The sequence below is a fragment of the Streptomyces sp. NBC_01232 genome, assembly GCF_035989885.1.
GTDB lineage: Bacteria > Actinomycetota > Actinomycetes > Streptomycetales > Streptomycetaceae > Streptomyces.
Window position 1 is genome coordinate 1,562,491 of the sequence record NZ_CP108518.1, and the last position, 22,869, is coordinate 1,585,359.

The 22,869-nt window shown below is 72.0% G+C and carries 25 protein-coding genes; 7 read left to right on the plus strand and 18 right to left on the minus strand.

Translation table 11 applies throughout. From position 1 onward, the window contains the following. Nucleotides 1-122: 122 nt before the first annotated feature. The 4 genes from OG444_RS07355 to OG444_RS07370 all read right to left on the minus strand — a co-directional run bounded on the left by OG444_RS07355 (nt 123) and on the right by OG444_RS07370 (nt 3,329). Entirely contained in the window at nt 123-977 is an 855-nt protein-coding gene (locus OG444_RS07355) for a patatin-like phospholipase family protein (RefSeq protein ID WP_327261376.1), read from the minus strand. A 154-nt stretch (nt 978-1,131) separates the two neighbouring features. Next, entirely contained in the window at nt 1,132-2,313 is a 1,182-nt protein-coding gene (tuf, locus tag OG444_RS07360) for an elongation factor Tu (protein WP_327261377.1), read from the minus strand. 89 nt (nt 2,314-2,402) lie between these two features. Further along, nucleotides 2,403-2,549, minus strand: coding sequence for a hypothetical protein (locus OG444_RS07365; protein WP_327261378.1), 147 nt, complete (start codon nt 2,547-2,549; stop codon nt 2,403-2,405). Between the two features lie 63 nt (nt 2,550-2,612). Next, nucleotides 2,613-3,329: a DNA alkylation repair protein gene (locus OG444_RS07370; protein WP_327261379.1), complete on the minus strand. Its 717-nt coding sequence runs from the start codon at nt 3,327-3,329 to the stop codon at nt 2,613-2,615. 49 nt (nt 3,330-3,378) lie between these two features. On the opposite strand from OG444_RS07370, the gene OG444_RS07375 reads away from it, so the two are divergent. The 5 genes from OG444_RS07375 (at nt 3,379) to lnt (ending at nt 7,570) form a co-directional block, all read left to right on the plus strand. Beyond that, on the plus strand, nt 3,379-4,107 hold the full coding sequence (locus OG444_RS07375) for a TVP38/TMEM64 family protein (protein ID WP_327261380.1): 729 nt from the start codon (nt 3,379-3,381) through the stop codon (nt 4,105-4,107). A gap of 48 nt (nt 4,108-4,155) precedes the next feature. Beyond that, nucleotides 4,156-5,034: an undecaprenyl-diphosphate phosphatase gene (locus tag OG444_RS07380; protein ID WP_327261381.1), complete on the plus strand. Its 879-nt coding sequence runs from the start codon at nt 4,156-4,158 to the stop codon at nt 5,032-5,034. Nucleotides 5,035-5,148: 114 nt separating this feature from the next. Beyond that, entirely contained in the window at nt 5,149-5,325 is a 177-nt protein-coding gene (locus OG444_RS07385) for a hypothetical protein (protein ID WP_199920758.1), read from the plus strand. Nucleotides 5,326-5,394: 69 nt separating this feature from the next. Next, nucleotides 5,395-5,862: a nuclear transport factor 2 family protein gene (locus OG444_RS07390; RefSeq protein WP_327261382.1), complete on the plus strand. Its 468-nt coding sequence runs from the start codon at nt 5,395-5,397 to the stop codon at nt 5,860-5,862. Between the two features lie 139 nt (nt 5,863-6,001). Further along, a complete protein-coding gene (gene lnt / locus OG444_RS07395) occupies nt 6,002-7,570 on the plus strand; it encodes an apolipoprotein N-acyltransferase (RefSeq protein WP_327261383.1) in 1,569 nt (522 codons plus the stop codon). Here the strand turns inward: lnt and OG444_RS07400 are convergent. After that, nucleotides 7,515-8,420 (minus strand): Gfo/Idh/MocA family protein, encoded by a 906-nt coding sequence (locus OG444_RS07400; protein WP_327261384.1) that lies wholly within the window; start codon nt 8,418-8,420, stop codon nt 7,515-7,517. The two genes, lnt and OG444_RS07400, sit on opposite strands and share 56 nt — an antisense overlap. Before the next feature lie 83 nt (nt 8,421-8,503). On the opposite strand from OG444_RS07400, the gene OG444_RS07405 reads away from it, so the two are divergent. Then, a complete protein-coding gene (locus OG444_RS07405; RefSeq protein ID WP_327261385.1) occupies nt 8,504-9,028 on the plus strand; it encodes a DinB family protein in 525 nt (174 codons plus the stop codon). Between the two features lie 367 nt (nt 9,029-9,395). Then, nucleotides 9,396-9,935, plus strand: coding sequence for a hypothetical protein (locus OG444_RS07410; protein ID WP_327261386.1), 540 nt, complete (start codon nt 9,396-9,398; stop codon nt 9,933-9,935). Nucleotides 9,936-9,980: 45 nt separating this feature from the next. Here OG444_RS07410 and OG444_RS07415 read toward each other — a convergent pair whose 3' ends face one another. The 13 genes from OG444_RS07415 to OG444_RS07475 all read right to left on the minus strand — a co-directional run bounded on the left by OG444_RS07415 (nt 9,981) and on the right by OG444_RS07475 (nt 22,804). Continuing rightward, nucleotides 9,981-10,574 (minus strand): hypothetical protein, encoded by a 594-nt coding sequence (locus OG444_RS07415; RefSeq protein ID WP_327266688.1) that lies wholly within the window; start codon nt 10,572-10,574, stop codon nt 9,981-9,983. Nucleotides 10,575-10,669: 95 nt separating this feature from the next. Beyond that, nucleotides 10,670-11,338 (minus strand): uracil-DNA glycosylase, encoded by a 669-nt coding sequence (locus OG444_RS07420; protein ID WP_327266689.1) that lies wholly within the window; start codon nt 11,336-11,338, stop codon nt 10,670-10,672. A 124-nt stretch (nt 11,339-11,462) separates the two neighbouring features. Further along, on the minus strand, nt 11,463-13,046 hold the full coding sequence (locus tag OG444_RS07425) for an ABC transporter substrate-binding protein (RefSeq protein ID WP_327261387.1): 1,584 nt from the start codon (nt 13,044-13,046) through the stop codon (nt 11,463-11,465). A gap of 152 nt (nt 13,047-13,198) precedes the next feature. Further along, on the minus strand, nt 13,199-13,960 hold the full coding sequence (locus OG444_RS07430; protein WP_327261388.1) for an SDR family oxidoreductase: 762 nt from the start codon (nt 13,958-13,960) through the stop codon (nt 13,199-13,201). Nucleotides 13,961-13,987: 27 nt separating this feature from the next. Beyond that, nucleotides 13,988-14,749 carry a 3-oxoacyl-ACP reductase FabG gene (gene fabG, locus OG444_RS07435; RefSeq protein ID WP_327261389.1) on the minus strand — a complete coding sequence of 254 codons (762 nt, stop codon included), beginning with the start codon at nt 14,747-14,749 and terminating at the stop codon, nt 13,988-13,990. 168 nt (nt 14,750-14,917) lie between these two features. Then, nucleotides 14,918-15,301, minus strand: coding sequence for a DUF3037 domain-containing protein (locus OG444_RS07440; RefSeq protein WP_030718859.1), 384 nt, complete (start codon nt 15,299-15,301; stop codon nt 14,918-14,920). After that, nucleotides 15,298-16,146 (minus strand): HipA family kinase, encoded by an 849-nt coding sequence (locus OG444_RS07445; RefSeq protein ID WP_327261390.1) that lies wholly within the window; start codon nt 16,144-16,146, stop codon nt 15,298-15,300. Before OG444_RS07445 ends, OG444_RS07440 begins: the two co-directional genes overlap by 4 nt. Before the next feature lie 297 nt (nt 16,147-16,443). Then, nucleotides 16,444-17,757, minus strand: a complete 1,314-nt coding sequence (locus tag OG444_RS07450; RefSeq protein ID WP_327261391.1) for an ATP-grasp domain-containing protein — start codon at nt 17,755-17,757, stop codon at nt 16,444-16,446. A gap of 66 nt (nt 17,758-17,823) precedes the next feature. Beyond that, entirely contained in the window at nt 17,824-18,915 is a 1,092-nt protein-coding gene (locus tag OG444_RS07455; protein ID WP_327261392.1) for a dipeptide epimerase, read from the minus strand. 48 nt (nt 18,916-18,963) lie between these two features. Further along, nucleotides 18,964-19,698, minus strand: a complete 735-nt coding sequence (locus OG444_RS07460; protein WP_327261393.1) for an RraA family protein — start codon at nt 19,696-19,698, stop codon at nt 18,964-18,966. Then, nucleotides 19,695-21,026 (minus strand): hypothetical protein, encoded by a 1,332-nt coding sequence (locus OG444_RS07465; protein ID WP_327261394.1) that lies wholly within the window; start codon nt 21,024-21,026, stop codon nt 19,695-19,697. Before OG444_RS07465 ends, OG444_RS07460 begins: the two co-directional genes overlap by 4 nt. Continuing rightward, a complete protein-coding gene (locus OG444_RS07470) occupies nt 21,019-21,855 on the minus strand; it encodes an aminotransferase class IV (RefSeq protein WP_327266690.1) in 837 nt (278 codons plus the stop codon). Before OG444_RS07470 ends, OG444_RS07465 begins: the two co-directional genes overlap by 8 nt. Before the next feature lie 172 nt (nt 21,856-22,027). Next, complete coding sequence (locus OG444_RS07475; protein ID WP_327261395.1) at nt 22,028-22,804, minus strand: TenA family transcriptional regulator; 777 nt, start codon at nt 22,802-22,804, stop codon at nt 22,028-22,030. Between the last annotated feature and the right edge of the window lie 65 nt (nt 22,805-22,869).

A 22,869-nucleotide genomic window follows, 5' to 3' on the forward strand; every position in this document is an offset into this window, starting at 1 on the left:
GTCCCGGACGACCGGGATCTGTTCGTCGCTCACCGCTCCATTGTCCGGCAGGGGCCACGCGGGCTTCGGGCGGCCTCCGGGCGGCCCCGGGCCCATCCCTTCGGGCAGGCACCACAGACACCTCAGGCCGCGTCGGCCGACCAGAGCGCAGCAGCCTCCCGGGCGTGCTCCTCGGCCTGCGCCAGGCCCGCCCGAGCCGCCGGGTCCCGCCGGGCCGGATCCAGCACGTTGCGCCCGAACACCTTGCGGGCGGCCGACGACGGGGTGATCAGCAGCACCCGCGCACCCGCCTCCCGCAGCCGGGCGGCCTGCGCCGACGGGCTGGGTACCAGCCCGGAGCCGAGCGACATCGGGGCGAGGATCACCACACGTCCATAACCGGCAGCCAGGTCGGCATTGGTGGCCGAGCGGATTCCGCCGTCGATGAAGCGGCGGCCGCCGACCGTCACCGGCGGCCACACCCCCGGCACCGCGCAGCTCGCCGAGACCGCGTCGACGAGCCCGCCGCCGCCGCCCCGCTCGAACGCCTTGAGCTCACCGCTGAGCGCGTCCACCGCCGTGACGACGAGCCGCCGCTCCGGCCACTCGTGCGAGACCAGCCGGGCGGCCAGGACCTTGCGCCGCTCCGCCTCCGCGCCGGTGTCCGCGGCCAGCGCCAGGGCGCCGACCCGCTGCCGGTAGGCCGTGGCGGAGCGCGAGCGCGCCATCGCGACGGCGTAGCGGGCTATGAGCCCGGCCCCCAGCTTCGCCACGGCCTCGCCGGCCGGGTCCCCGAGCTGGCGCTCGTACAGTTCCTGCGCGGTGAGCAGTCCGGAGGTCAGCTGGGCCCCGACCACCGAACCGGCCGAGGTGCCGACGACCAGGTCCGCGGTGGTGAGGTCCACTCCCGCGCGGGCGAGCCCGTACAGGATTCCGCACTCCCAGCCGATACCGGTCAGTCCCCCGCCGCCGAGCACCAGTGCCGTGTCGCCGCCCATCTCCGCCCGCCCCTCCGCTCATGCCTGTGGTGACGGCAGTCTGGCGCAGCCGGGCCACCGTCACCACAGAGGGGTCCGTATCGGACCCGCACAAGAGCCTCGTCGGTCCGGGGCCGGCCCCGGACCGGGCCCAGAAGACCCGGTCGGGCCCGGATCACCCCAGTACGGCCGTCACCGTCCCCGCGCCTACGGTCCGCCCGCCCTCACGGATCGCGAAGCCGAGCCCCGACTCCAGCGGGACGTCCCGGCCGAGCTCGACGGTCATCGTGACCGTCTCCCCGGGCCGGGCCACGGCGGCCCCGCCCAGGTCCACGTCCCCCACCACGTCGGCGGTGCGGATGTAGAACTGCGGCCGGTAGCCGCTGGCGACCGGCGTCGTACGCCCTCCCTCGCGCCCGGAGAGCACGTACACCTGCGCCGTGAACCGGCGCTGCGGCGTCACGCTGCCGGGCGCGGCCACCACGTGCCCGCGGCGCACGCCGTCGCGCGGCACTCCGCGCAGCAGCAGCGCGACGTTGTCCCCGGCCTCGGCGGACTCCATCGGCTTGCCGAAGGTCTCCAGCCCGGTGACGACCGTCTCGACGGGCTCGCCGTCGCCGCCGAGGACCGCCACGCGGTCCCCGAGTCGGACGGTGCCCCGCTCGACGGCGCCGGTCACGACGGTCCCGCGCCCGGTGATGGTCAGCACGTTCTCCACCGGCAGCAGGAACGGCGCGTCCGTGTAGCGCACCGGGGTCGGCACGTACGTGTCCACCGCGTCCAGCAGCGCCTGGATCGCCTGCGTCCACCGCGGGTCGCCCTCCAGCGCGCCGAGTCCGGAGACCCGTACGACCGGCGCGGCGTCACCGCCGTAACCGTGCGCGGTGAGCAGCTCGCGGACCTCCAGCTCGACCAGGTCGGTCAGCTCGGGGTCCCCGGCGTCGGCCTTGTTGAGCGCCACCACGATGTGGTCGACGCCGACCTGCCGGGCGAGGAGCACGTGCTCGGCCGTCTGTGGCATGACCCCGTCGAGCGCGGAGACGACGAGGATCGCCCCGTCGAGTTGGGCGGCGCCCGTGACCATGTTCTTGATGTAGTCGGCGTGACCTGGCATGTCCACGTGGGCGTAGTGCCGGGTGTCGGTCTCGTACTCGACGTGCGTGAGGTTGATGGTGATGCCGCGCCGGGACTCCTCGGGCGCCCGGTCGATGCGGTCGAACGGGACGAAGGAGGCGCCGCCGCTCGCGGCGAGGACCTTGGTGATGGCGGCGGTGAGGGTGGTCTTGCCGTGGTCGACGTGACCCATGGTGCCGATGTTGAGGTGCGGCTTGGTGCGCACGAAGGCCGTCTTGGCCATGATTCATTCCCGTGTCTTGAAGCTGGAACGGGACCCCGGAAGCGAGCCGACCCTCCCCCTGCGGGGTCCGCCGGACGATCCGGGAAGGGTCAGCTTCGTGCGCCGTCGAATGCGGCGGAGACAGGTGCGAAGAAGAGCGCGAAGAACGCTGCGAAGACGGATGCGCCTTCGACTGCGGCAGCCTTCGGCGCGTCCGCGACTGCGGACGGCGCTGCGAGGAAGGCGTACCGGTTCATGCCCCTGATCCTGCCGGACGCTCCGGGGCGCGTCGAATGAATTACCGCTGAACCGCCGCGCGGTCAGAGGTGCTTGAGCGCCTCGCGCACGGACAGCGGGGACAGCGTGTCGCCTTCGGCCTCGACGAAGGCGCGCACGGCGCCCGGGTCCGTCTTCGCATACTCCCGCAGGGCCCAGCCGATCGCCTTGCGCAGGAAGAAGTCCGGATGGCCGGCCTGCCGTCGGCAGTAGCCGAAGAGCCGCCCGGTGTCGGTGGCGGACTTGAAGCGGAGCTGGTGGAGCAGGGCGGTGCGGGCGAGCCAGAGGTTCTCGTCCTCGATCCACTCGTCCATCACGGCCGCGAGCCCCGGGTCGGCGGCGACCAGCGGTCCGGCCGTGTGCGCGGCCAGCAGGTCGACGGTGTCCCACCAGGGGACGGTGACGATGAGGTGGCGGACCACCGGCAGGAGGCCGGAGGAGCAGCGCGCGACGTGCCGGCGCAGGTAGTCCACCGCGAAGTAGTGGTACTCGCGCTCCGGGAGGAGCCAGCAGCGCAGTGCGAGCGCCGCGCAGTCCGTCCCGGAGGGCTTCGGAGTGTCCTTGGTCACTGTCCTCGACAGTTCCCGGCGCTGCGGGGTGGGGATGCCGAGGAAGGGTGCGACGTCCTTCATGTAGGCGGCCATGGCCCGGGCCCGCTCGGGGTCGGCCGCCGGCGCGTACGTCCCCGTCAGCCGCTCCAGCAGGGTGTCCGCGAGGTCGCTGCGGGGAACCTCCGGGGGTCGCTCGCCGTTCGACAGCATGAGGCCCAGATTACGGCGCGACGCCGCATACGTCGGCTACTCTCCCGGGATGTCCCTCCTCCTGGCGCCGTGGACCCGGCTGTCGCTGCTCGTCGTGCTGCTCGTGGCGGCCGGCGTGTGCGTGCTGCTGTACGAGCCTCAGCGCATCCTCTCGGAGGGCTGGCCCCCGGGGCTCCCGGTGGGCACCGCGGTCCTGCTGTTCGCAGCCGCGTACGGCGTGTGCGTGTCGGCCTTCGTGCCGCGCCCCCTGCTCAATCTGGCTGCGGGAGCCGTCTTCGGCACCCAGTTCGGCCTCGTGGCGGCGGTCGGCGGGACGGTGCTCGGCGCCGGTATCGCCTTCGGGCTGGGCCGGATCATGGGCCAGGAGGCTTTGCGGCCGTTGCTGCGCGGGCGCTGGCTCGAGGCGGCCGACGGCCAGCTCAGCCGGCACGGTTTCCGCTCGATGCTCGCCGTCCGGCTCTTCCCCGGAGTGCCGTTCGTCGTGGCCAACTACTGCGCCTCGGTGTCCCGCTGCGGCTGGGGCCCCTTCCTCCTCGCCACGGCGATCGGCGTCGTCCCGAACACGACCGCGTACGTGATCGCGGGCGCCAGTGCCTCCTCCCCCGGATCGCCCGCGTTCCTCGTCTCGTTCGGCTTCATCGTGGTCTCCGTGGTGGGCGCCGGAGTCGTCGCGTGGCGCAAGCGGCACCGCCTGGCACCCCCTCGAACCCAGGATCAGGTGCCCGAACTGACGCTTCAGCACCCCCCTGTGGTCATGGGCGCTTCGCACGGGCCCTAGCATCGGACGCGAACTGCCCGACGATCACAAGGACGAGCGCACCCCGACATGAGCTGGTTCGAATCCCTAATCCTCGGTCTCGTCCAGGGGCTTACGGAGTTCCTCCCGATCTCCTCCAGCGCCCACCTGCGGCTGACCGCGGCGTTCGCCGGCTGGCACGACCCAGGAGCGGCCTTCACCGCGATCACCCAGATCGGCACCGAGGCCGCCGTGCTGATCTACTTCCGCAAGGACATCGCGCGGATCATCTCCACCTGGTTCCGCTCCCTGTACACCAAGGAGCTGCGCTCCGAGCAGGACGCCAAGATGGGCTGGCTGGTGATCGTCGGCTCGATTCCGATCGGCGTGCTCGGTCTGGTCTTCAAGGACGCGATCGTGGGCCCGGCCCGCGACCTGCGGCTGACGGCCACCACCCTGATCCTCATGGGCATCGTGCTCGGCATCGCCGACCGGCTGGCCGCCCGCGACGAGGAGGGCGGCCGGCACCGGGCGATCCGCGAGCGCAAGACGCTCCAGCAGCTGGGCGTGAAGGACGGCCTGATCTTCGGTCTCTGCCAGGCGATGGCCCTGATCCCGGGTGTCTCCCGGTCCGGCGCGACGATCTCCGGCGGTCTGCTGCTCGGCTTCACCCGCGAGGCCGCGGCCCGCTACTCCTTCCTCCTCGCGATCCCGGCCGTACTGGCCTCGGGAGCGTTCGAGATCAAGGACGTGATGGAGAACCCGGGCCACATCTCCTGGGGTCCGACGATCTTCGCGACGGTCATCGCCTTCTTCGTGGGCTACGCCGTGATCGCGTGGTTCATGAAGTTCATCTCGACCAAGAGCTTCATGCCCTTCGTGATCTACCGGATCCTCCTGGGCATCCTGCTGTTCGTGCTGATCGGCACGGACGTGCTGAGCCCGCACGCCGGTGAGTCCGGCTCGTAGCGGAGCCCAATTCCACCACTTCGCGTGAACCGCAGGCCGCTCGGGAACGTTCCCGGGCGGCCTGCGCGTCGTTGTCCCTGAAGAGAGCGGAAGGCAAGAAGCAGGGGGTGTCCCATGGGTCGAGTGGTGCTGGAGCGGTTTCCCGCCGGAAGTCCGAGGGGAAGCTGGCCCGCCGAGGAGTATGCGGCGCAGCGGATGCGCGAGGGCGTGCCGGCCGAGGTGGTCATGGATATGGACAGTGACGCGTTCCTCGTCGTGGTCCGGCAGCGGGAGTCCCGTTCCGGTCACTGACCGGCCGCGGGAAGATCCGGTGGGCGCACGGCCCTTGGCCTCGCGTCCGCGCAGCCCCACACTGACCCGATGACTCAGCGTGTGGATCTCGCGACGGTAATGGACCGGCTGGCGATCGACGAGGTGGTCTCGGGCTATGCGGTGGCTGTCGACGACGGTGACTGGGCCGCCTACCGGGCCCTGTTCACCGCCGGCGGGAGGGCCGACTACAGCTCGGCGGGCGGGATCGAGGGGTCGGTCGCGGAGGTCGCGGACTGGCTGGCGCAGACCATGACGCTCTTCCCGGTGCGCCAGCACCTGATCGTCAACCGGCTGATCCGCCTCGAGGACCTGGGCGGGTCGCCCGGCGACAGCGCCGAGGTGGGGGCGGACTTCCTCAATCCGATGCGGCTGGCGGGTCCGGACTCCGACGCCGCGCTCACCTCGCCCAACTTCGTCGCCGCCGGGCGCTACACCTTCGCACTGGCGCGCACCCGCGACGGCTGGCGGCTCACGCGCGTCACCGTGCACGAGAAGTGGCGGCACATCTCGGTGTGATCCGGGCGGGCCCGGTCCGGCCCGGGACGGGCCCGGCCGCTCTCGTCCCGGACGGGCCCGCCCCCGGCCGTGACCGGATCGGACCCGCCCGGCTCGGCCCGGACGTCCTGCACTGCCACACTGGAAGCGGAGGCGCGCCATGATCACGATGCCCAAGGGGTGGTGGTCCCCTCGATGGCGCGCGCCCGCCGCGCTCGCCGCCGGGGCACTGCCCGCCCTCGCCTTCCCCGCCCCCGCCCTCTGGTGGTTCGCCTACGTCGCCCTCGTGCCCTGGATGCTGCTGCTGCGGTCTGCCCCCACCGGACGGCGGGCGGCCCTGGAGGGCTGGCTGGGCGGCGCCGGGTTCATCCTGGCCGTCCACCACTGGCTGCTGCCCAGCCTGCACGTGTTCCTGCTCCCGGTGGCCGCGCTGCTCGGGCTGCTCTGGATCCCCTGGGCACTCCTGGTGCGGGAGCTCCTCGGCGGGGTCCCGGCCGCGGGCCGGGCCTGGTGCGCGCTCGTCCTCGTGCCTGCGGGGTGGCTGCTGTCGGAGCTGGTCCGGTCCTGGCAGGGGCTGGGCGGGCCGTGGGGCCTGCTGGGGGCGAGCCAGTGGCAGGTGACGCCCGCGCTGCGGCTGGCCTCGGTGGGCGGGGTATGGCTGGTCAGCCTGCTGGTGGTGGCGGTGAACTGTGCGCTGGTGCTGCTGATCGCGGTGCCGGGAGCGCGGATCCCGGCGGTGGCGGGGGTGACCGGCTGCGTGGTGCTGACGGGGGTGGTGTGGGTCTGGGCGGCGCGGCCCGCGGAGACGGGCACGCTGCGCGTGGCGGTCGTACAGCCGGGACCGGTGCCGGACGGCCCGGACAGTGCGGAGCGGCGGTTCGATCTCGGTGAGCGGCTGACCCGGCCGCTGGCCGGGCAGCGGGTCGACCTGGTGGTGTGGGGCGAGAGCAGCGTCGGCGCGGACCTGACGGCCCGCCCGGACCTGGCCCGGCGGCTGGCCGCGCTGTCGGCGGAGGTGGGGGCTCCGCTGCTGGTGAACGTGGACGCGCGGCGGGCGGACCGCCCCGGGATCCAGAAGAGCGCGGTGCTCGTGGGACCTCAGGGGCTCACCGGCGACCGGTACGACAAGATGCGGCTCGTCCCCTTCGGCGAGTACGTGCCGGCCCGTGCGCTGTTCGGCTGGGCCACCTCGGTCGGCCGGGCGGCGGGCGAGGACCGCGTGCGCGGCGACACCCCGGTGGTCATGGACCTGCCCGGGCGGGCGGACGGGCCCGCCGGCGTCCGCGTCGGCCCACTGGTCTGCTTCGAGTCGGCCTTCCCCGACATGAGCCGGCGCCTGACCCGCGACGGGGCCTCCCTGCTCGTCGCCCAGTCGGCGACCTCCTCGTTCCAGGAGAGCTGGGCCCCGGCCCAGCACGCCTCCCTCGCCGCGCTGCGGGCCGCCGAGAACGGCCGGCCGATGGTGCACGCCACCCTGACGGGCATCAGTGTGGTGAACGGCCCGTCCGGCGCGCGGATCGGCGCCGCCCTGCCCACCTCCGCGAGCACGGCGGCGGTGTACGAGGTCCCGCTCGCCCGGGGCACGACCCCCTATGTCCGCTTCGGTGACTGGCCGGTGGCCGCCTCCCTCGCCGCCCTCGCGGTGTACTGCGCGGTGGCGGGCGGCCGGTCGCTCAGGAGGCCTGCTCCAGAGCCGAGCCCACCACCTTCTCGCACAGCTCGTGGGTGAGCAGCGCGTCGCGGGCGCTGAGCGTGGTGCCCGCCGCGACGGCGTCCAGGAAGTGGTCGACGATCTGCTCGATGCCGCGCTGGCGGGCGACCGGGACCCAGTCCCCGCGGCGCCGCACGGTCGGCTGGCCCTTGTGGTCGATGACCTCGGCGAGGTTGACGACCTGCCGCTTGGTGTCGCGGCCGGAGACCTCCAGGATCTCCTCGGTGGAGCCTGACAGGCGGTTCATGATGCCGAGGGCGGTGAAGCCCGCACCGGACAGCTGGAGCACCACCTGGTGCATCAGCCCCTCGCGCACCACCGCCCGGACGTCGAAGTGGTCGGCCTCGCCGGGAAGCAGGAACCGCAGGGTGTCGACGACGTGGATGAAGTCGTCCAGGACCAGGGTCCGCGGGTCCTCGGGCAGCCCGACCCGGTTCTTCTGCATGACGATCAGCTCGCGGGCGTGGTCGGCGCACTGCGCGTAGCCGGGCGCGAAGCGGCGGTTGAAGCCGACGGCGAGGCCGACCCCGAGCTCCTCGGCCCTTTCCACCAACTGCCGCGACTGCGCGATCCCGTAGGCGAGCGGCTTGTCCACGTACGTCGGCACGCCGGCCTCCAGAAGCCGTGTGACGATCTCGGGGTGAGCCACGGTCGCGGCGTGCACGAAGGCCGCGTCGAGCCCCTCGGCGAGCAGGGCGTCGAGATCGGTGTGCCGGCGGGCGGCCGGGACGTGGTGGGTCGCGCCGACCCGCTCCAGGGTGTCGGGGTTACGGGTCTGCAGGTGCAGCTCGATGCCCGGGCGGGTGGTGAGGACGGGCAGGTACGCCTTCTGCGCGATGTCGCCGAGTCCGATGCAGCCGACCTTCACCGGGCGCCTCCAGGTTCGTTCCTTGTGGGATTCCCGCAGCTTAATCCCTGGTGGCGGGGGCCTCGTTCGCCGAGGATGAGCCCATGACCACCAGTTCTGGATCACATCGCAACGAACCCGCCACCACCGCCGACGAACGGGAGATGCTGGACGGCTGGCTCGACTACCACCGCGCCACCCTCGTATGGAAGTGCGAGGGGCTCCAGGACGAACAGCTGCGCCGCACCCCGCTCGCGCCCTCCGAGTTGAGCCTCCTCGGCCTCGTACGGCACATGGCGGAGGTGGAGCGCTACTGGTTCAGGGAGATCATCCTGGGCGAGGACCTCCCCGAGCTGTACTGCACGGGCGACGACCCGGACGGCGATTTCCACTTCACCGAGAAGGCCACCTGGGCCGAGGCCGAGCAGGTCTGGCAGACCGAGGTCGAACTGGCGCGCCAGGCCGTCGCGGGCCGTTCGCTGGACCTGGTGTCCGAGGCGGGAAGCCACCACCGCGGCGAGGTGTTCAGCCTGCGCTGGGTGTACACCCACATGATCGAGGAGTACGCGCGTCACAACGGTCACGCCGACCTGGTGCGCGAGCAGATAGACGGTGCCACCGGCGACTAGGTCGTCTCTTTTGGATCTTGTCGGTCGGCCCGCGTCGTCCGGTGCCGTGCATCGCAAGGCGGAGGAGCGCCGTTGTACTGGACGTACTGCGGTGCTCCGACAACGCGGCGAGGTGCGGTGCCGGGCGACGCGGGCCTGGGGGCACCTCCCAGCGGTAGCTGGGGGAGCAAGATCCGAAAGAGACGACCTAGTGCTGTGGCCGGAAAGGTGTGCCGGGCGCCGCGACCCGGTGGACCTTTCCGGTCACAGCACCAGGTCGTGGACCGGTCCCGAGGGGACGATCCGGCGGGTGTGGCCGTCACCCGTGCGGGGTGAATATCCGCTCCGGGTTTTCGCAACGGGGTCCTCGCACAGCAGAGTTGCGCGAGTGCATCCAACCCGAACCACGACAACGCTGCTGCTCGGAGTCGTCTGCGCCGTCTCGGCGGTCTCCGGCTGTGTGAATGTGAGCCCCGGACCCGCGCGGCCGGCGGGGACCCCCGCCGCCGGGGTACCACCCCGCCACGAGCCGCGCGGTGGGCCGGGGGCCGCCCCCGTGGTCGTACGGGCGCCCGCCCTGGAGGCGCTGGAGGCGGTGGAGACCGCCCCGGAGCGGCCTGCGGCCCCGTCGGCCCCCGCACCCGCCCAGCGGTCCGCACAGCGCCCCACAGCGGGCGGCGCGGGCGGGCTCGCGCAGGAGGCGCCGCCGGTCCCGGACATCCCGGAGCCGCGGCGGGCCGCTGAGCGCGCGTCCGGGCGGCCGGACGGCCGTCCGCAGCGCGCCCGTCCCGATGCCGAGGTGGAGCGTGAGCTGGTGCGCAAGCTGCCGGTGCGGCCGGCCGACGTGTGCGCGCTGGGCCGCCGGCACGGCCGCTGGCACCCCGACAGCCCGGAGGCCCGGATCTGCGCGGGCGTGCACGCGGACTGACCGCCCGGCGGCGGCGCGGGCCCGGTGCGGTCCGGGGACGACGGTCTACGGAGACTGCTCGGGGAACGGCCGGGGTCCGGCTCCGGATCCCGGTTCCGCGGCCAGGCGCCGCTCCAGCCGTGCGATGGCCGCCCGTACGCCGTTCCCGTACCCGTCGTCGGACAGGTCGCCGGTGGCCGCGCGGGCCCGCGCCAGGTGGACCCGGGCCGCCTCGGGCCGCTGCAGTTTCACGTAGTCGGCGGCCAGGCTCAGGTGCAGGGACGGGTAGAACGCGCGCATCGCCGGATGCGGCTCCCGCTGCACGGGCCTGTCGTCGCTGGACCATCCGTCCCCGGGCCGTCCGTCCCCGGGCCGTCCCTCCCCCGGCGGCCCGGTCCCCGGCCCGTCGGCCGGTACGTCGGCCGCGGCGGTCAGGGCCCGCAGGTCCCAGGCCAGCTCATCGGCCGGGTCGTCCTGGGCGTCGGCCATGTAGTGGGCCAGGGTGCACCTGTGGAGGGAGTCCCCCTCCTCGCCGATCTCGGACCAGATCTGGCCGAGCCGGTTGCGGGCCTCCTCGCGGTCCCCGGCGTGCAGAAGGATGACCGCCTGGCCGATCCTGGTCATGACGGCGTCTTCCGACGCCTCCTGCTGCTCCGTCACGACGGCCTCCGGCTTGCTCTGCCAGACCTGCTCCGGTCTGATCATCAAGAAGCTAGCCGGAGGTACCGGCGATGGCGCCCAGGCGCGGTGGGAGGTCAGCCGAGGTCGGGAATCCGCCAGTCGATCGGCTCATGGCCCTGGGCGGCGATGGCCTCGTCGATCTGCGTGAAGGGCCGGGACCCGAAGAACTTCTTGGCCGACAGCGGGGAGGGGTGGGCGCCCTTGACGACCACGTGCCGCTCCTCGTCGATCAGCGGGAGCTTCTTCTGGGCGTACGCGCCCCACAGGACGAAGACGGCCGGGTCGGGCCGCTCGGACACCGCGCGGATCACGGCGTCGGTGAACTTCTCCCAGCCCTTGCCCTTGTGCGAATTGGGCTCGGCCTCCCGGACCGTGAGCACCGCGTTGAGCAGCAGGACTCCCTGCTCGGCCCACGGCATCAGGTATCCGTTGTCCGGGACCGGCAGACCGAGCTCCTCCTTCATCTCCTTGTAGATGTTGCGCAGCGAGGGCGGGGTCTTGACCCCGGGCTGCACGGAGAAGCACAGGCCGTGGCCCTGGCCGGCGCCGTGGTACGGGTCCTGGCCGAGGACGAGCACCTTCACCCGGTCGAAGGGAGTGGCCTCCAGGGCCGCGAACACCTGCTCGCGGGGCGGGTAGACCGGCCCGTTCGCCCGTTCCTTCTCGACGAACTCGGTGAGCTCTTTGAAGTAGGGCTGGTCCAGCTCTCCGCCGAGGACGGGGAGCCAGGACTCGGGCAGCATCTGGGTCACGGCGACAACCTCCGGTACAAGTTGGTGCAACTGCTCGTGCAACTGCTCCAGAACCTACCGGGGCCCACTGACAATGCGTCGGCCGCCCAGGGCGGCCGACGCACCGGTGCCGGTCCTACCAGCTGGTCTTGCGGTAGAACTCCCACATCTGCATGACGGTCTGCGGGTCCAGCGCACGCTCGGAGCCCGCGATGTCCTCACGTGCCGCGACGTGCAGCTTGCCCTGCCACAGGGGCAGCAGCCGGACGTCGTCGGCGAAGATCTGCTGCGCCCGCTCGAACTGCTGGACGCCGGCCGAGCGGTCGCTCTCGCGGCGCGATTTGGGCAGCAGCTCGGTCAGGATCTCGTTGGCCTCGTACGCGGTGCCGACCGCGTTCTCCTTGCCGACGAACGGTGCGATGAAGTTGTCCGGGTCCGGGAAGTCGGGGAACCAGCCACGGCCGAAGATCGGGTACTCGCCGCTCTTGTAGCCGGTCTGGAAGGTCTTCCAGGGCTGGCTGCGCAGGGTGATCCGGAAGAGGTTGCTCTCGTCCAGCTGCCGCTTGAGCTCGGTGAACTCGTCGGCGGTGGACGAACCGTACCGGTCGGTGGTGTACCAGAAGGTCAGGTCGACGGGCGTGGTGATCCCGGCGTCCTTGAGGATCTTGCGGGCCTTGGCGACGTCCGCGGCGCCGTACTTGTCGTAGAAGGGCGTCTTGTGGCCGACGACGCCCTTGGGGACCATCGAGTACAGCGGCTCGGCGGTGCCCTGGTAGACCTTGGAGACGAGCGCGCCGCGGTCGACGATCTGGGCGATGGCCTGGCGGACCGCGAGCTTGGCGACCGTCTGGTCCTTGGGGTTGAAGACCAGGTAGCGGATCTCGGCGCCGACGTTCTCGACGACCTGGACGCCCTGGGCCTGGGCCGCGGGGGTCTGGAGGTCCGTGATCTCCGCGGCCGTCAGGCCTCGGTAGGTGGCGTCGACCTCCTTGGACTTCAGCGCCGAGACCATCTTCGGGGAGTCCGCGAAGTAGCGGATGGTCACCCCGTTGTTACGCCGGTCGGCGAAGCCGGTGTAGTTCGGGTTCTTGGTGAGGACCGCCTCGGCGCCCTCCTTGTACGAGTCGAGCACGTACGGGCCCGACCCGGTGATCTTGTCGCCCTCGCGGACCTTGTCGGCCGGGTAGTCCTTGGGCGCGACGAGGGAGGCCGCGGGCGAGCCGAGGACGTAGGGGAAGGTGGCGTCCGAGGTGTTCAGGTGGAAGACGACCGTCGCCGCGTCCGGGGTCTCGATCTTGTCGAGGGTGCCGAAGAGGTCCTTCGGGCCGACCTTGGAGCCGATGGTCCTGATCCGGTCGAGGGAGTGCTTGACCGCCTTGGCGTCGAGCGGCTCGCCGTTGGAGAACTTCAGGCCCTTGCGCAGGGTGCACCGGTAGGCCTGGCTCGCAGCGTCGGTGAATTCGCAGCTCTGGGCCGCGTCCGGCTGGGGCTTGCTGGAACCCGTCGGGAAGGCCAGCAGGGTCTGGTAGACGTTCCGGTACAGCTCCCAGGAGCCGTCCCACGCAGCCGCGGGATCGAGGGTGCTCGGTGCGCTCGTGGTACCGACAACGATCCTCTTCTTATCGTCGCCGTCGTCCTCCGACAGCAGGCCGCATCCGGCGAGCAGGGATATGGACGCAAGGGCCGCAGTGATCTGCAGGCATCTGGTCCGGTTGAACACGTGCACGCTCCTCGATCAGCCAGGGGTGCGGCAGACCCTACCGCAGTGCCCCACGAATCCAATGGGTTGGTTTCGTGAGGCACTTGACCGGTTCCGTGCATATTCGGTACGCATTCACCTCCCTTTTGGAGGCAAATTCGTCCGATTATCGGTCAGTGGACCCCGGCATTGAGGAACATCCCGCCATCGACGACGAGAGTTTGCCCGGTGATCCATTCCGCTTGTGCAGATGTGAGGAAGGCCGCCGCCCCGCCGATGTCCTCCGGGAGCCCCAGCCGGCCGAGCGGATAGGCCGCCGCGGCCTCCTGCTCGCGGCCCTCGTAGAGCGCCTGCGCGAACTTCGTCCTGACCACCGCGGGGGCAATCGCGTTCACCCGGACCCCGGGCGCCATCTCGTGCGCGAGCTGGAGGGTGAGGTTGACCATGGCGGCCTTGCTCATCCCGTACGCGCCGATGAAGGGCGAGGCGGAGACGCCGGCGATGGAGGCGATGTTCACGATCGCCCCGCCGTTGTCCTTCTGCCACGCGTGCCAGGTCCGCTGGGCGAAGCCGAGCGCCGAGATCACGTTGGTCTCGAAGACCTTCCGCGCGACCCCGAGGTCCAGGTCCGCGATCGGCCCGAAGACCGGATTCGTGCCCGCGTTGTTCACCAGGAAGTCGACGCGGCCGAAGGCCTCCATCGTGCGCTCGACGGCGATGGCCTGGTGGGCCTCGTCGTGCGCCTTGCCGGCGACCCCGATCACCCGGTCCGCACCGAGGCGCTCGACGGCCTCCTTGAGGGCCTCCTCGTTGCGCCCGGTGATGCAGAGCCGGTCACCGCGGGCGACCAGCGCCTCCGCGATGCCGTAGCCGATGCCCCGGCTCGCTCCGGTGATCAGTGCGACCCTGCCGCTGTCGATACCGCTGTACGTCATGTCTGCGCCCTGCCTCTCGTGGACTCGTCAGCTGAGCGGGCCGCCGGCCACGTACATGACCTGGCCGGAGACGAAGCCCGCGGCCTCGCCGGTGAAGAAGGCGATGGCGTTGGCGATGTCGTCCGGACGGCCGACGCGCTGGACCGGGATCTGGGTGGCGGCGGCCGCCTGGAAGTCCTCGAAGCCCATGCCGACGCGGGCGGCCGTCTGGGCGGTCATCTCGGTGACGATGAACCCGGGGGCGACGGCGTTGGCGGTGACGCCGAACTTGCCGAGCTCGATGGCGAGGGTCTTGGTGAAGCCCTGCAGACCGGCCTTCGCGGCGGAGTAGTTGACCTGGCCGCGGTTGCCGAGCGCCGAGCTGCTGGAGAGGTTCACGATGCGGCCGAACTTGGCCTCCACCATGTACTTCTGACAGGCCTTGGACATCAGGAAGGCGCCGCGCAGGTGCACGTTCATGACCGTGTCCCAGTCGGTCTCGCTCATCTTGAACAGCAGGTTGTCGCGCAGCACACCCGCATTGTTGACCAGGATGGTCGGGGCGCCGAGCTCGCTCGCGACGCGCGCGACGGCAGCCTCCACCTGCGCCCCGTCGGAGACGTCGCAGCCGACCGCCAGGGCCTTGCCGCCGGCCGCCGTGATGGCCTCGACGGTGTCCTTGCAGGCCGCCTCGTCGAGGTCGAGTACGGCGACGGCGCGGCCCTCGGCGGCCAGGCGTACGGCGGTGGCCGCGCCGATGCCCCGGGCCCCTCCGGTCACGATCGCGACGCGCTGCTCGGTGGTGGACATGCTGGATCTCCTCGCCCTAGAGAGACGGCCGCCCAGAGGTGAGCAACCGCTTAGTAGCTTCAGCTGAGGAGACGCTAGGAGCCCTGGCACCCGGTGTCAACGCCACGCGGAACGGCCCGGCCGGTGTGGGACGTGCGGGAGTCCGGGGGCGGAGCCCCCGGACCCTCGTCAGCGGACCAGCAGGTCCAGCAGCCGCTCCACCTCCGCCGCCGGATCGGCCGTCAGGCCGGTGTGCACCGGGCCCGGCTGCACCACGGTGCTGCGCGGGGCGATCAGCCAGCGGAACCGCCGTCCCGCATCGTCACCGGCCGCCTGTCCCGCATCGGCTCCGCCGCTGCACACGCCCTCGACCCCGCGCAGCGCGGCCCGTACCCCGGCCACGTCGGCCCCGGGGTCCAGCGCGAGGAGCTTTGCCTCGTCGAGGTGGGTGCGCGCGGCGACGTACGTGTGCGCCCGGCAGTAGACGATCACACCGGCGTTGAAGCACTCGCCCCGTTCCATCCGGGGCACCACGCGCACCAGCGCGTACTCGAACACGTCCCGCTTGGTCACTCGCTGTCGCTCTTCTTCCGGTGCGTCTTGTGGGGCCATTCGGGCAGGTGGTCGGTGAGCCAGCCGGGCGGTCCGGCGGGCGCCTTCACCTCGGCCTCCATGGAGATCCTCTCGTGGATCGTGGCCGCGCGCGGCAGCAACACCTCCGCATAGGCGCGGCGCAGCGCGTCGGTGGTGTCGAAGCCCGGCTCGTCGACCAGCCATTCGTCGGGGACGTCGGCGGCGACCTCCGTGAGGAGTTCCTCGGTCACCAGCGGCGCGAGCGCGGCGGCCGCGGCGGCGATGTCCGGGCCCACGGGGGCCAGTACGTGGTCGGAGGCGTTGTACGGCTTGGCGGCCGCGGCCGCGGCGGTGGGCCAGTTGTGGTGCCAGATCATGGTGGCGCCGTGGTCGATGAGCCAGGCGTCCCCGTGCCAGACGAGCATGTTCGGGTTGCGCCAGGACCGGTCGACGTTGTTGATGAGGGCGTCGAACCAGACCACGCGACCCGCCTCGACCGGGTCCACCTGGTAGGCGAGCGGGTCGAAGCCGATCGAGCCGGGCAGGTAGTCCATGCCGAGGTTGAGCCCGCCGCTGGCCTTGAGCAGCTCCTGGACCTCCTGATCGGGCTCGCCGAGCCCGATCACGGGGTCGAGCTGCATCTGCACCAGCCGCGGGACCCTCAGCCCCAGCCGCTGGGCCAGCCGGCCGCAGATGACCTCGGCGACCAGGGTCTTGCGGCCCTGGCCCGCTCCGGTGAATTTCATGACGTAGGTACCGAGATCGTCGGCCTCGACGATTCCCGGGAGCGAGCCGCCCTCACGCAGGGGCGTGACGTAACGGGTCGCTGTGACTTCGGTCAGCATTTTCCCAGGCTATACGGCGCCGCATCCTTTACATCCTCGGGACACCAGCGGGCACTCTCCCCCGGGCCGGCCCCCTCTGGACCGCCTGGGGAATCCGGGGAGTTCGAGCTCGAGCCCCGGAACTGCCGCTCCCCCGGCAGCTCGTGGATCCTCCGCGCCACGATGCCCGGCCCCATGTGGGAAGTTGCGCAGAGTGACAGCGGAGATCTGCGCCCCACTGTGTCGGGCGCAGGAGGTGAACCACCGGCGCAACGTGCCCCTACCGATGGTGGCGGCAGCTCCGGCGCATCGGTCTCCTCAGGCAAGGTCGCCCGGTGCCGGTGCTGCCTCGATTTCGATACGCAGGGACGCGACGGCGGCATCGAGACGCACCCGCAGCTGCCGTTCGTCGTCCGCCCGCGCGATGACGTGGCCCAGCCTGCTGAGGAAGCCGCGCGGGGGCAGCTGGACGTGCCGCCCTTCCTCCACGTGCCAGACCATCTCGTGCCAGAGGTGGCCGGCGGGTTCGGGTGCCCCGAGCGCGCGGACCACACCGTCGTGCTGCGGGTAGAGCATCCGGATCCCGGCGACTCCCGGGCGGACCCGGCCGGGGTCGGTGTCCGCCCAGAGGTCCGCGTCCGCCTCGGCCCGGGCACTCTGCGTCCGGGCACTCTCCGTCCGGTCACTCTCCGTCCCGGCACCGCCGGTCAGCGCCTCCACGGTGAGGGCGACCATGTCGACGCCCGAGGCCAGCCGGTGGACGTACGGGATCTGGTCGCCGCCAAGCCGCGCCGCCACCTCGATCATCCGAGGTCCGTCCGCGGTCATCCTGAGCTCACTGTGGGTGGCGCCGACGGTGATGCCGAGGGCGCGGTGGGCGGCTACCGCCGTATCGATGAGCTGCTGGTCGTGGGGCCCTGTCCCCGGGGCCCGGCAGACGTGCCCCAGCTCCTCGAAGTAGGGCGCGAACCCCACCGTCTTGTCCGTGATCCCGCAGACGAGCACCCGGCCGTCCCTGACGACGGACTCCACGCTGTACTCCGGTCCGTCGAGGTACTGCTCGACCAGCACCCCCGGCTCCGGGTCGATGCGCGCGAAACCGGCCTCCGCCGCGACCTTGAACACCGCGCGCAGTTCGCGCTCGTCGTCGGCGCGGACGACCCCGATGCTGCCGCCCAGGTTGCGGGGCTTGACCACCACCGGGTAGCCGAGTCCTGCGGCGGCGGCCGCGGCGCCCTCCGCGTCGTCGACGAGCACGCTGCGGGCCGACGGCACACCGGCGGCCTCGAAGGCGGCCCGCATCGCCCGCTTGTCCCGGCACCGCGCCGCCGCCCCGGGCGACAGCCCGGGCAGCCCCAGCAGTGCCGCGACATACGCCGTCAGCTCCACCTGCGCCTCGTCGTAGGTCAGTACGCCGTCGAAGGGCGCGTCCCTGTGCAGCGACAGGGCCGCCTCGCCGACCGCGTCCCGGTCCCGCAGATCCACCTTGACGCCCGCGCGGACGAAGGGCTCGGTCCAAGGCCGCGGCACGGTGTCGATCAGTGCCACGTCGTCCCCGCGGGCATGCAGGGTTTCCAGGATGTACTTGCGGTAGATGTCGATGCCCGCACCGAGCATCAGAAGCCGCGCCATGACGTTTCTCCTTGGTCTGGAGGGAGGGAAGGGGCTGGGTGGAGGAGGGGGGCGGGGCGGGCGGAGTCAGTTCTGCGGGGGCGGCAGAAGCCCGCTCACGCCCAGGCCGGGCCCTGTCGGAAGGTCCAGGGCCGGCCCCCGGTAGGTGGCCCCGCCACGCACCGGGGAGGCGCCCAGCCACAGGGGCGCGTCCAGGTCGACGTACGTGACCGCGGAGCGCGCCGACACCACGCTCGCGGCGGCGGTAACGGAGATCTCCGTCTCCAGGGAGCAGCCCACCATGCAGCCCAGACCGGCCGCCTCGGCGATGGAGATGATCCGGAGCACGTTGCGGATGCCGCCGCACTCCTGCAGCTTCACGCTCAGCACGTCGGCCGCCTCGTGCCGTACGACCTCCAAGGCGTCCCGCGCGCTCAGCACGCTCTCGTCGGCGACCACCGGGGTGGCGACGCGCTCCCGTACGAACCGGAGCGCGCCGAGGTCCCGGGCCGCGACCGGCTGTTCGATCAGTTCGATGTCCGCGCCGCCGTCCTCCAGGCGCCGGACCGCCCGCACGGCCTCCTTGGCGGTCCAGCCCTGGTTGGCGTCCAGGCGCAGCCGGATGCCCGGGCCCACCGCCTGCCGGACCGCCTCGACGCGCCGGACGTCGAGTTCGACGGCGTGGCCGACCTTCAGCTTCAGGGCGGTGAAGCCGTCCGCCACCAGTCCGTGCGCCCGCTCTGCCATCTCGTCGGCTGTGCCGAGCCCCACCGTGATGCCGGTCTCCAACTCCTTCTGCGATCCGCCCAGCAGACGGAACACGGGGATCTCGAGCATCTGGGCGAAGGCGTCGTGCAGGGCGATCTCCACGCCGGCCTTCGCCCCGCCGTTGCCCGCCGTGCAGCGGTCGACCCGGGCGCAGTTCTCCCCCAGGTCCTCGACCCGCCGACCGACGACGGCCTCGCGCAGCGGGCCGTGCAGGAGCGCGGCCGCGCTCTCCGGCGTCTCACCGGTCACCGCGGGCATGGAGACGGCCTCGCCCCACGCGGAGCGCCCGTCCCCGTAGACGAGCTCGACCAGGGTGACCCGGGCCTCGCGGACGGTGCCGCGCACCACCGACCTGTACGGGACGCGCAGCGGTACGCGGCGCGGGTGCACGACGAGGTCATGAATGAGCATGGACTCTCTCCTGTTGGGGCTTGTTTGTCACGGTTGCCGGGCTGCCTCTTACGGCTGCCAGGGCTTGCTCTCCACCGGCCGGGCCAGCCCGTGGTACCCGAACTCCCTTCGGGCGGCGGCCAGCGAACGGCCCGCCAGCGCGGCGGTGACGATCCGCTCCTCGCGCTCCCTGATGTCCGCCACCAACTCCGCGACCCGCTCGGCCTGTCGGCGGTCCACCACGACCACACCCGACTCGTCCGCGCAGACCAGATCCCCGTGCGCGACTGCGACGCCGCAGACCTCGACGGTGGAACCCACCGCGCGCAGCCGTACGCGGTTCTTCCCCGAGCGCATGAACACGCCCCGCGCCCACACCGGGTACCCCACCGCGCGGGAGCCACCGATGTCCCGGCACACGCCGTCGATGACGGTCCCCGCCACCGCGCGGTGCCGGGCGACGCGGCTCAGGACGTCGCCCCAGACCGTGGCCCCGGTCCGGCCCTCGTTGGCGATGACGACGACGGACCCCGGGGGCACGTCGTCGAGGAAGTCGCCGGCGGGCCCCGGCTCGCCCTCGTCCACGGGCTCGTAGCGAAGCGTGAAGGCGGGCCCGGCCACGAAACCACGGCCCGACAGATGGCGCAGACCCGGAAGGCAGCCGTCGATCCCCAGCATGTCCAGGGCGTCGCTGACCGCCGCGGTGTCGGTGGCGGTGAGGCCGGCCGGTACCGCCGTGCCGGATTCGGCTGCTGCGGCTTCCGTGGCCTCCGCGACCGCCCTTGCTTCCGCGGCTCTGGTCATGGCAGGTCTCCTGACACTCGTACCGACAACTTCCGTCCGCCCTGGAACACGTTCACCCGGTCCGAGGTCGACGCCTTGGATCCGAATCCGACAAAACGACCTGCCCAGACGAACGAGTCCAGGCTCACGGCCATGGGTACGGTCCTGCCGTCCTCGCACAGGACGGGAACGCCGACCGGGGGCACGTACTCCTGGAGGAGGAACCCTTCCCGCCCGCCCCGCGCGACGGCCGCGGCCCAGTCGTCCGCGCGGGCCGAGCGGCCCACCAGGACCCCGTCGCCCCTGATGTCGTAGGGCTCCTTGATGACGAACTCCGGGGCGCGGGCGCGGATCTCCGCCTCGTCCGGCAGATCGGTGCAGGCGCGCAGGGAGCGGGACCACGGGAGGAGTTCCGCCACCAGGGCGCGCTCGGCGGTGTCGAAGTGCTCCGTGAAGCCCGGGGTCTGCACCAGGGCGAGGGCCACCTTGTTCTCCGCCACGTAGCGGGACGCCATGGAGTTGAGGTGCAGGAACCCGTCGGAGGCCAGCGCCCGGCACCAGAGGTCGACCAGGGCGGGCGACGACTCCACGAGCCGCTGCCACAGCACGGTGTTCACCTTGTTCCAGCACAGGTCGGCCTGGCGGCCGGCGAAGCCCACCTGTCGGCCGCTCACCTCCAGGTCCCGGGGGTCGGCCAGGAAGGCGGTGGCGCCCAGGGAGCACAACTGCGCGACCAGCTCGGCGGATTCGGCACCGACGGCGTCCCGGGGCTGCAGCACCGCGATCCGGGGGGCCGCCACGGAGGAGGCGTGGCGCCGGGCCTCCTCCAGGAGCAGCGAGGCGAAGGCGCGGTCGTCGCGGAAGGGGTACGCGCCGTCGGCGCCCCCGTCCAGCCCCAGCCTGCGGTGGACGACGTCCACCGCGGTGTTGATGCGGGGGGTGAAGACGGCTCCGGCCGGGGCGTCCGCGTTGTTCTCCAGGACGCGCAGCCGGTCGGACACCAGGTCCAGATAGCCGTCGATCCGCGCGACCGTGACCCGGTCCAAAGACTCCTCACCCGCGTGTATCAGCCGCTCGGCAGCGGTGGGGAGGCCGAAGAACGCCCGCACTCGCGCGTCCGACCGGTACAGGGCGAGCACCTTGTCCAGCAGGGCGACATAGGACTCGACCCGCGATGCGTGCGCTCGCGCGCGGGGCCCCTCGAGGAAGAGGGCGGTCGGCGACAGGGCGAAGTGCCGGTTGCGCAGCGGCGGCCCGGCCGCCACCTCCTCGGCGGTGACGGCCAAGGCCTGTTGCGGGTCCCTCGCCAGCTCCGCCATCGCCGTACCCGTCCGGATCCAGTCAATCAACGGAACTCCAGCGCACCTCGGTGGCCCGGGTCTCGCCCCGGACCTCGGCGAAATACTTCTCGGCCAGCCGGGACATGACCGGGCGGCGCTCCCAGTCCGGCACGGTCACCGAGTCGAGCGCGCGCACCGGGGCGAACTCCAGGCCCGTGCCGCACAGGAACACCTCGTCCGCCGCGCGCAGCCGCGCCACGTCCGTGCTGCGCGGCTGCGCCTCGATCCCCAGGTCGCGGCACGCGGCGAGGACCCAGGCCCGTGTCACCCCGGGCAGTACGCCGTCGGTGAGCGGCGGCGTGCTGAGCGCGCCGCCGTGCACCGCGCACAGGGTCGCGGTCGGAGCCTCGGCCACCCTGCCTTCGGGCGTGGTCAGCAGGCACGCGTCGTACCCTGCGGCCTTCGCCTCGGCCAGGGCGATGCGTGAACCGGCGTACTGGGCGATGCTTTTGGCGTGCGTCGGCAGTACGGCGGCGGACGGCCGCTGCCACCGGCTCACACCGAGCCGCATGCCGTCGGCGCCGTTGAGCCAGCGTTTGCGGCCCATGGGACGCAGGGTGACGCTCAGCACCCCTTTGACCTCGTCACCGATCAGTCCCGGCCCTTCTGCGCTGACGCTGATCCGGCAGTAGGCGTCGTCCGTGATGCCGTTGCGGGCGGTGAGTTCCGCGACGATGCCGGGGATCTCGTCGACCCCCGGGTCGGGCAGCAGCATGGCGGACAGGGACGCGCGCAGCCGATCGAGGTGCTGGGGCAGCAGCCAGGGGCGGACCCCGCCGCCGGCCAGGCGGTAGACCCGGACGCCCTCGAAGACGGACAGCCCGTAGCGCAGGGCCATGCTGTCCACCCGCAGGGTTGCCTCGTGGGCGGGGACCAGGCGCCCGGCGTGGAAGACCGTGTCCGAGGGCGGGGCGCCTTGCGGAGGGCTTTGCGGAGGGCTTTGCGGAGCGCCGAGCGGTGAGACATCCGCAGGGCCGGGCAGCGCGCCTTGCGGGGCTCCGGGCAGCGCGTCAGACGGTGGCATGCGCGGCGTCCGCCTCGTACCGGAAGGGCTGCTCGGCGGGGTCGTACGACGTCGCGAGGATCATGTCGAAGTGCCGGTGGCGCAGTTCGAGTGCCCGCGCCAGTGCGTCACGCGCCGCTTCGCGCAGTTCTTCGGTCGTGCAGTAGCGGCGCAGCAGCTCGCGCGCCGCCTCGGCATGCTCGTCCTCCAGCTCGCTCACCCCGTCGGCCCCCTCGTCGGCGGAGGCATGATGCACAAAGAACTCCAGTCCGCTGGAGGGGAGTTGATACACGTCGCGCATCACCGCGAGCATGCTGCCGCCCTGCTCGTCGACGATGGGGGGCTGGCCCTCCATGAGCAGCAGCACGGAGGCGACGCCTGCCGTGAAGTGCGCTTCGGAGGAGTTGCACACCGAGATGTTGTGGTCGATCACGGCCCTGGTCTCCGGCCGGGGGTCGTCCGTGGTGAGCGAGTCGCGATCCACACCCACGGCGGCGCCGAAGTCGGCGAACGTCTCCAGGTGGCGCTTGCTGCGGCTGAGGGCGCCCGTCTCCTCCTCGTACACGTTCTCCACGAGGGAGGCGCGCAGCCGGTGGTCCTCGACACCGGAGGCGATGCCCAGGATGTTGCGGGTCCACATGTTCTTGATCGGCCAGCGGTGGCGTACGAATCCGGCGAGGAGCGGCTGCGACGCCCGGCCCGCCAGGATCGTCCGGTACAGCGGGCTGGTCATCTTGCGCCGCGCGCGGATCATCTGGTCGAGATCGTCCACAAAACCGGTCATGTCAACTCCGATACGGGGGAAGGGGCGGGGGTCGGGAAGGTACTGGGGTGAGGGACGCGCCCGGG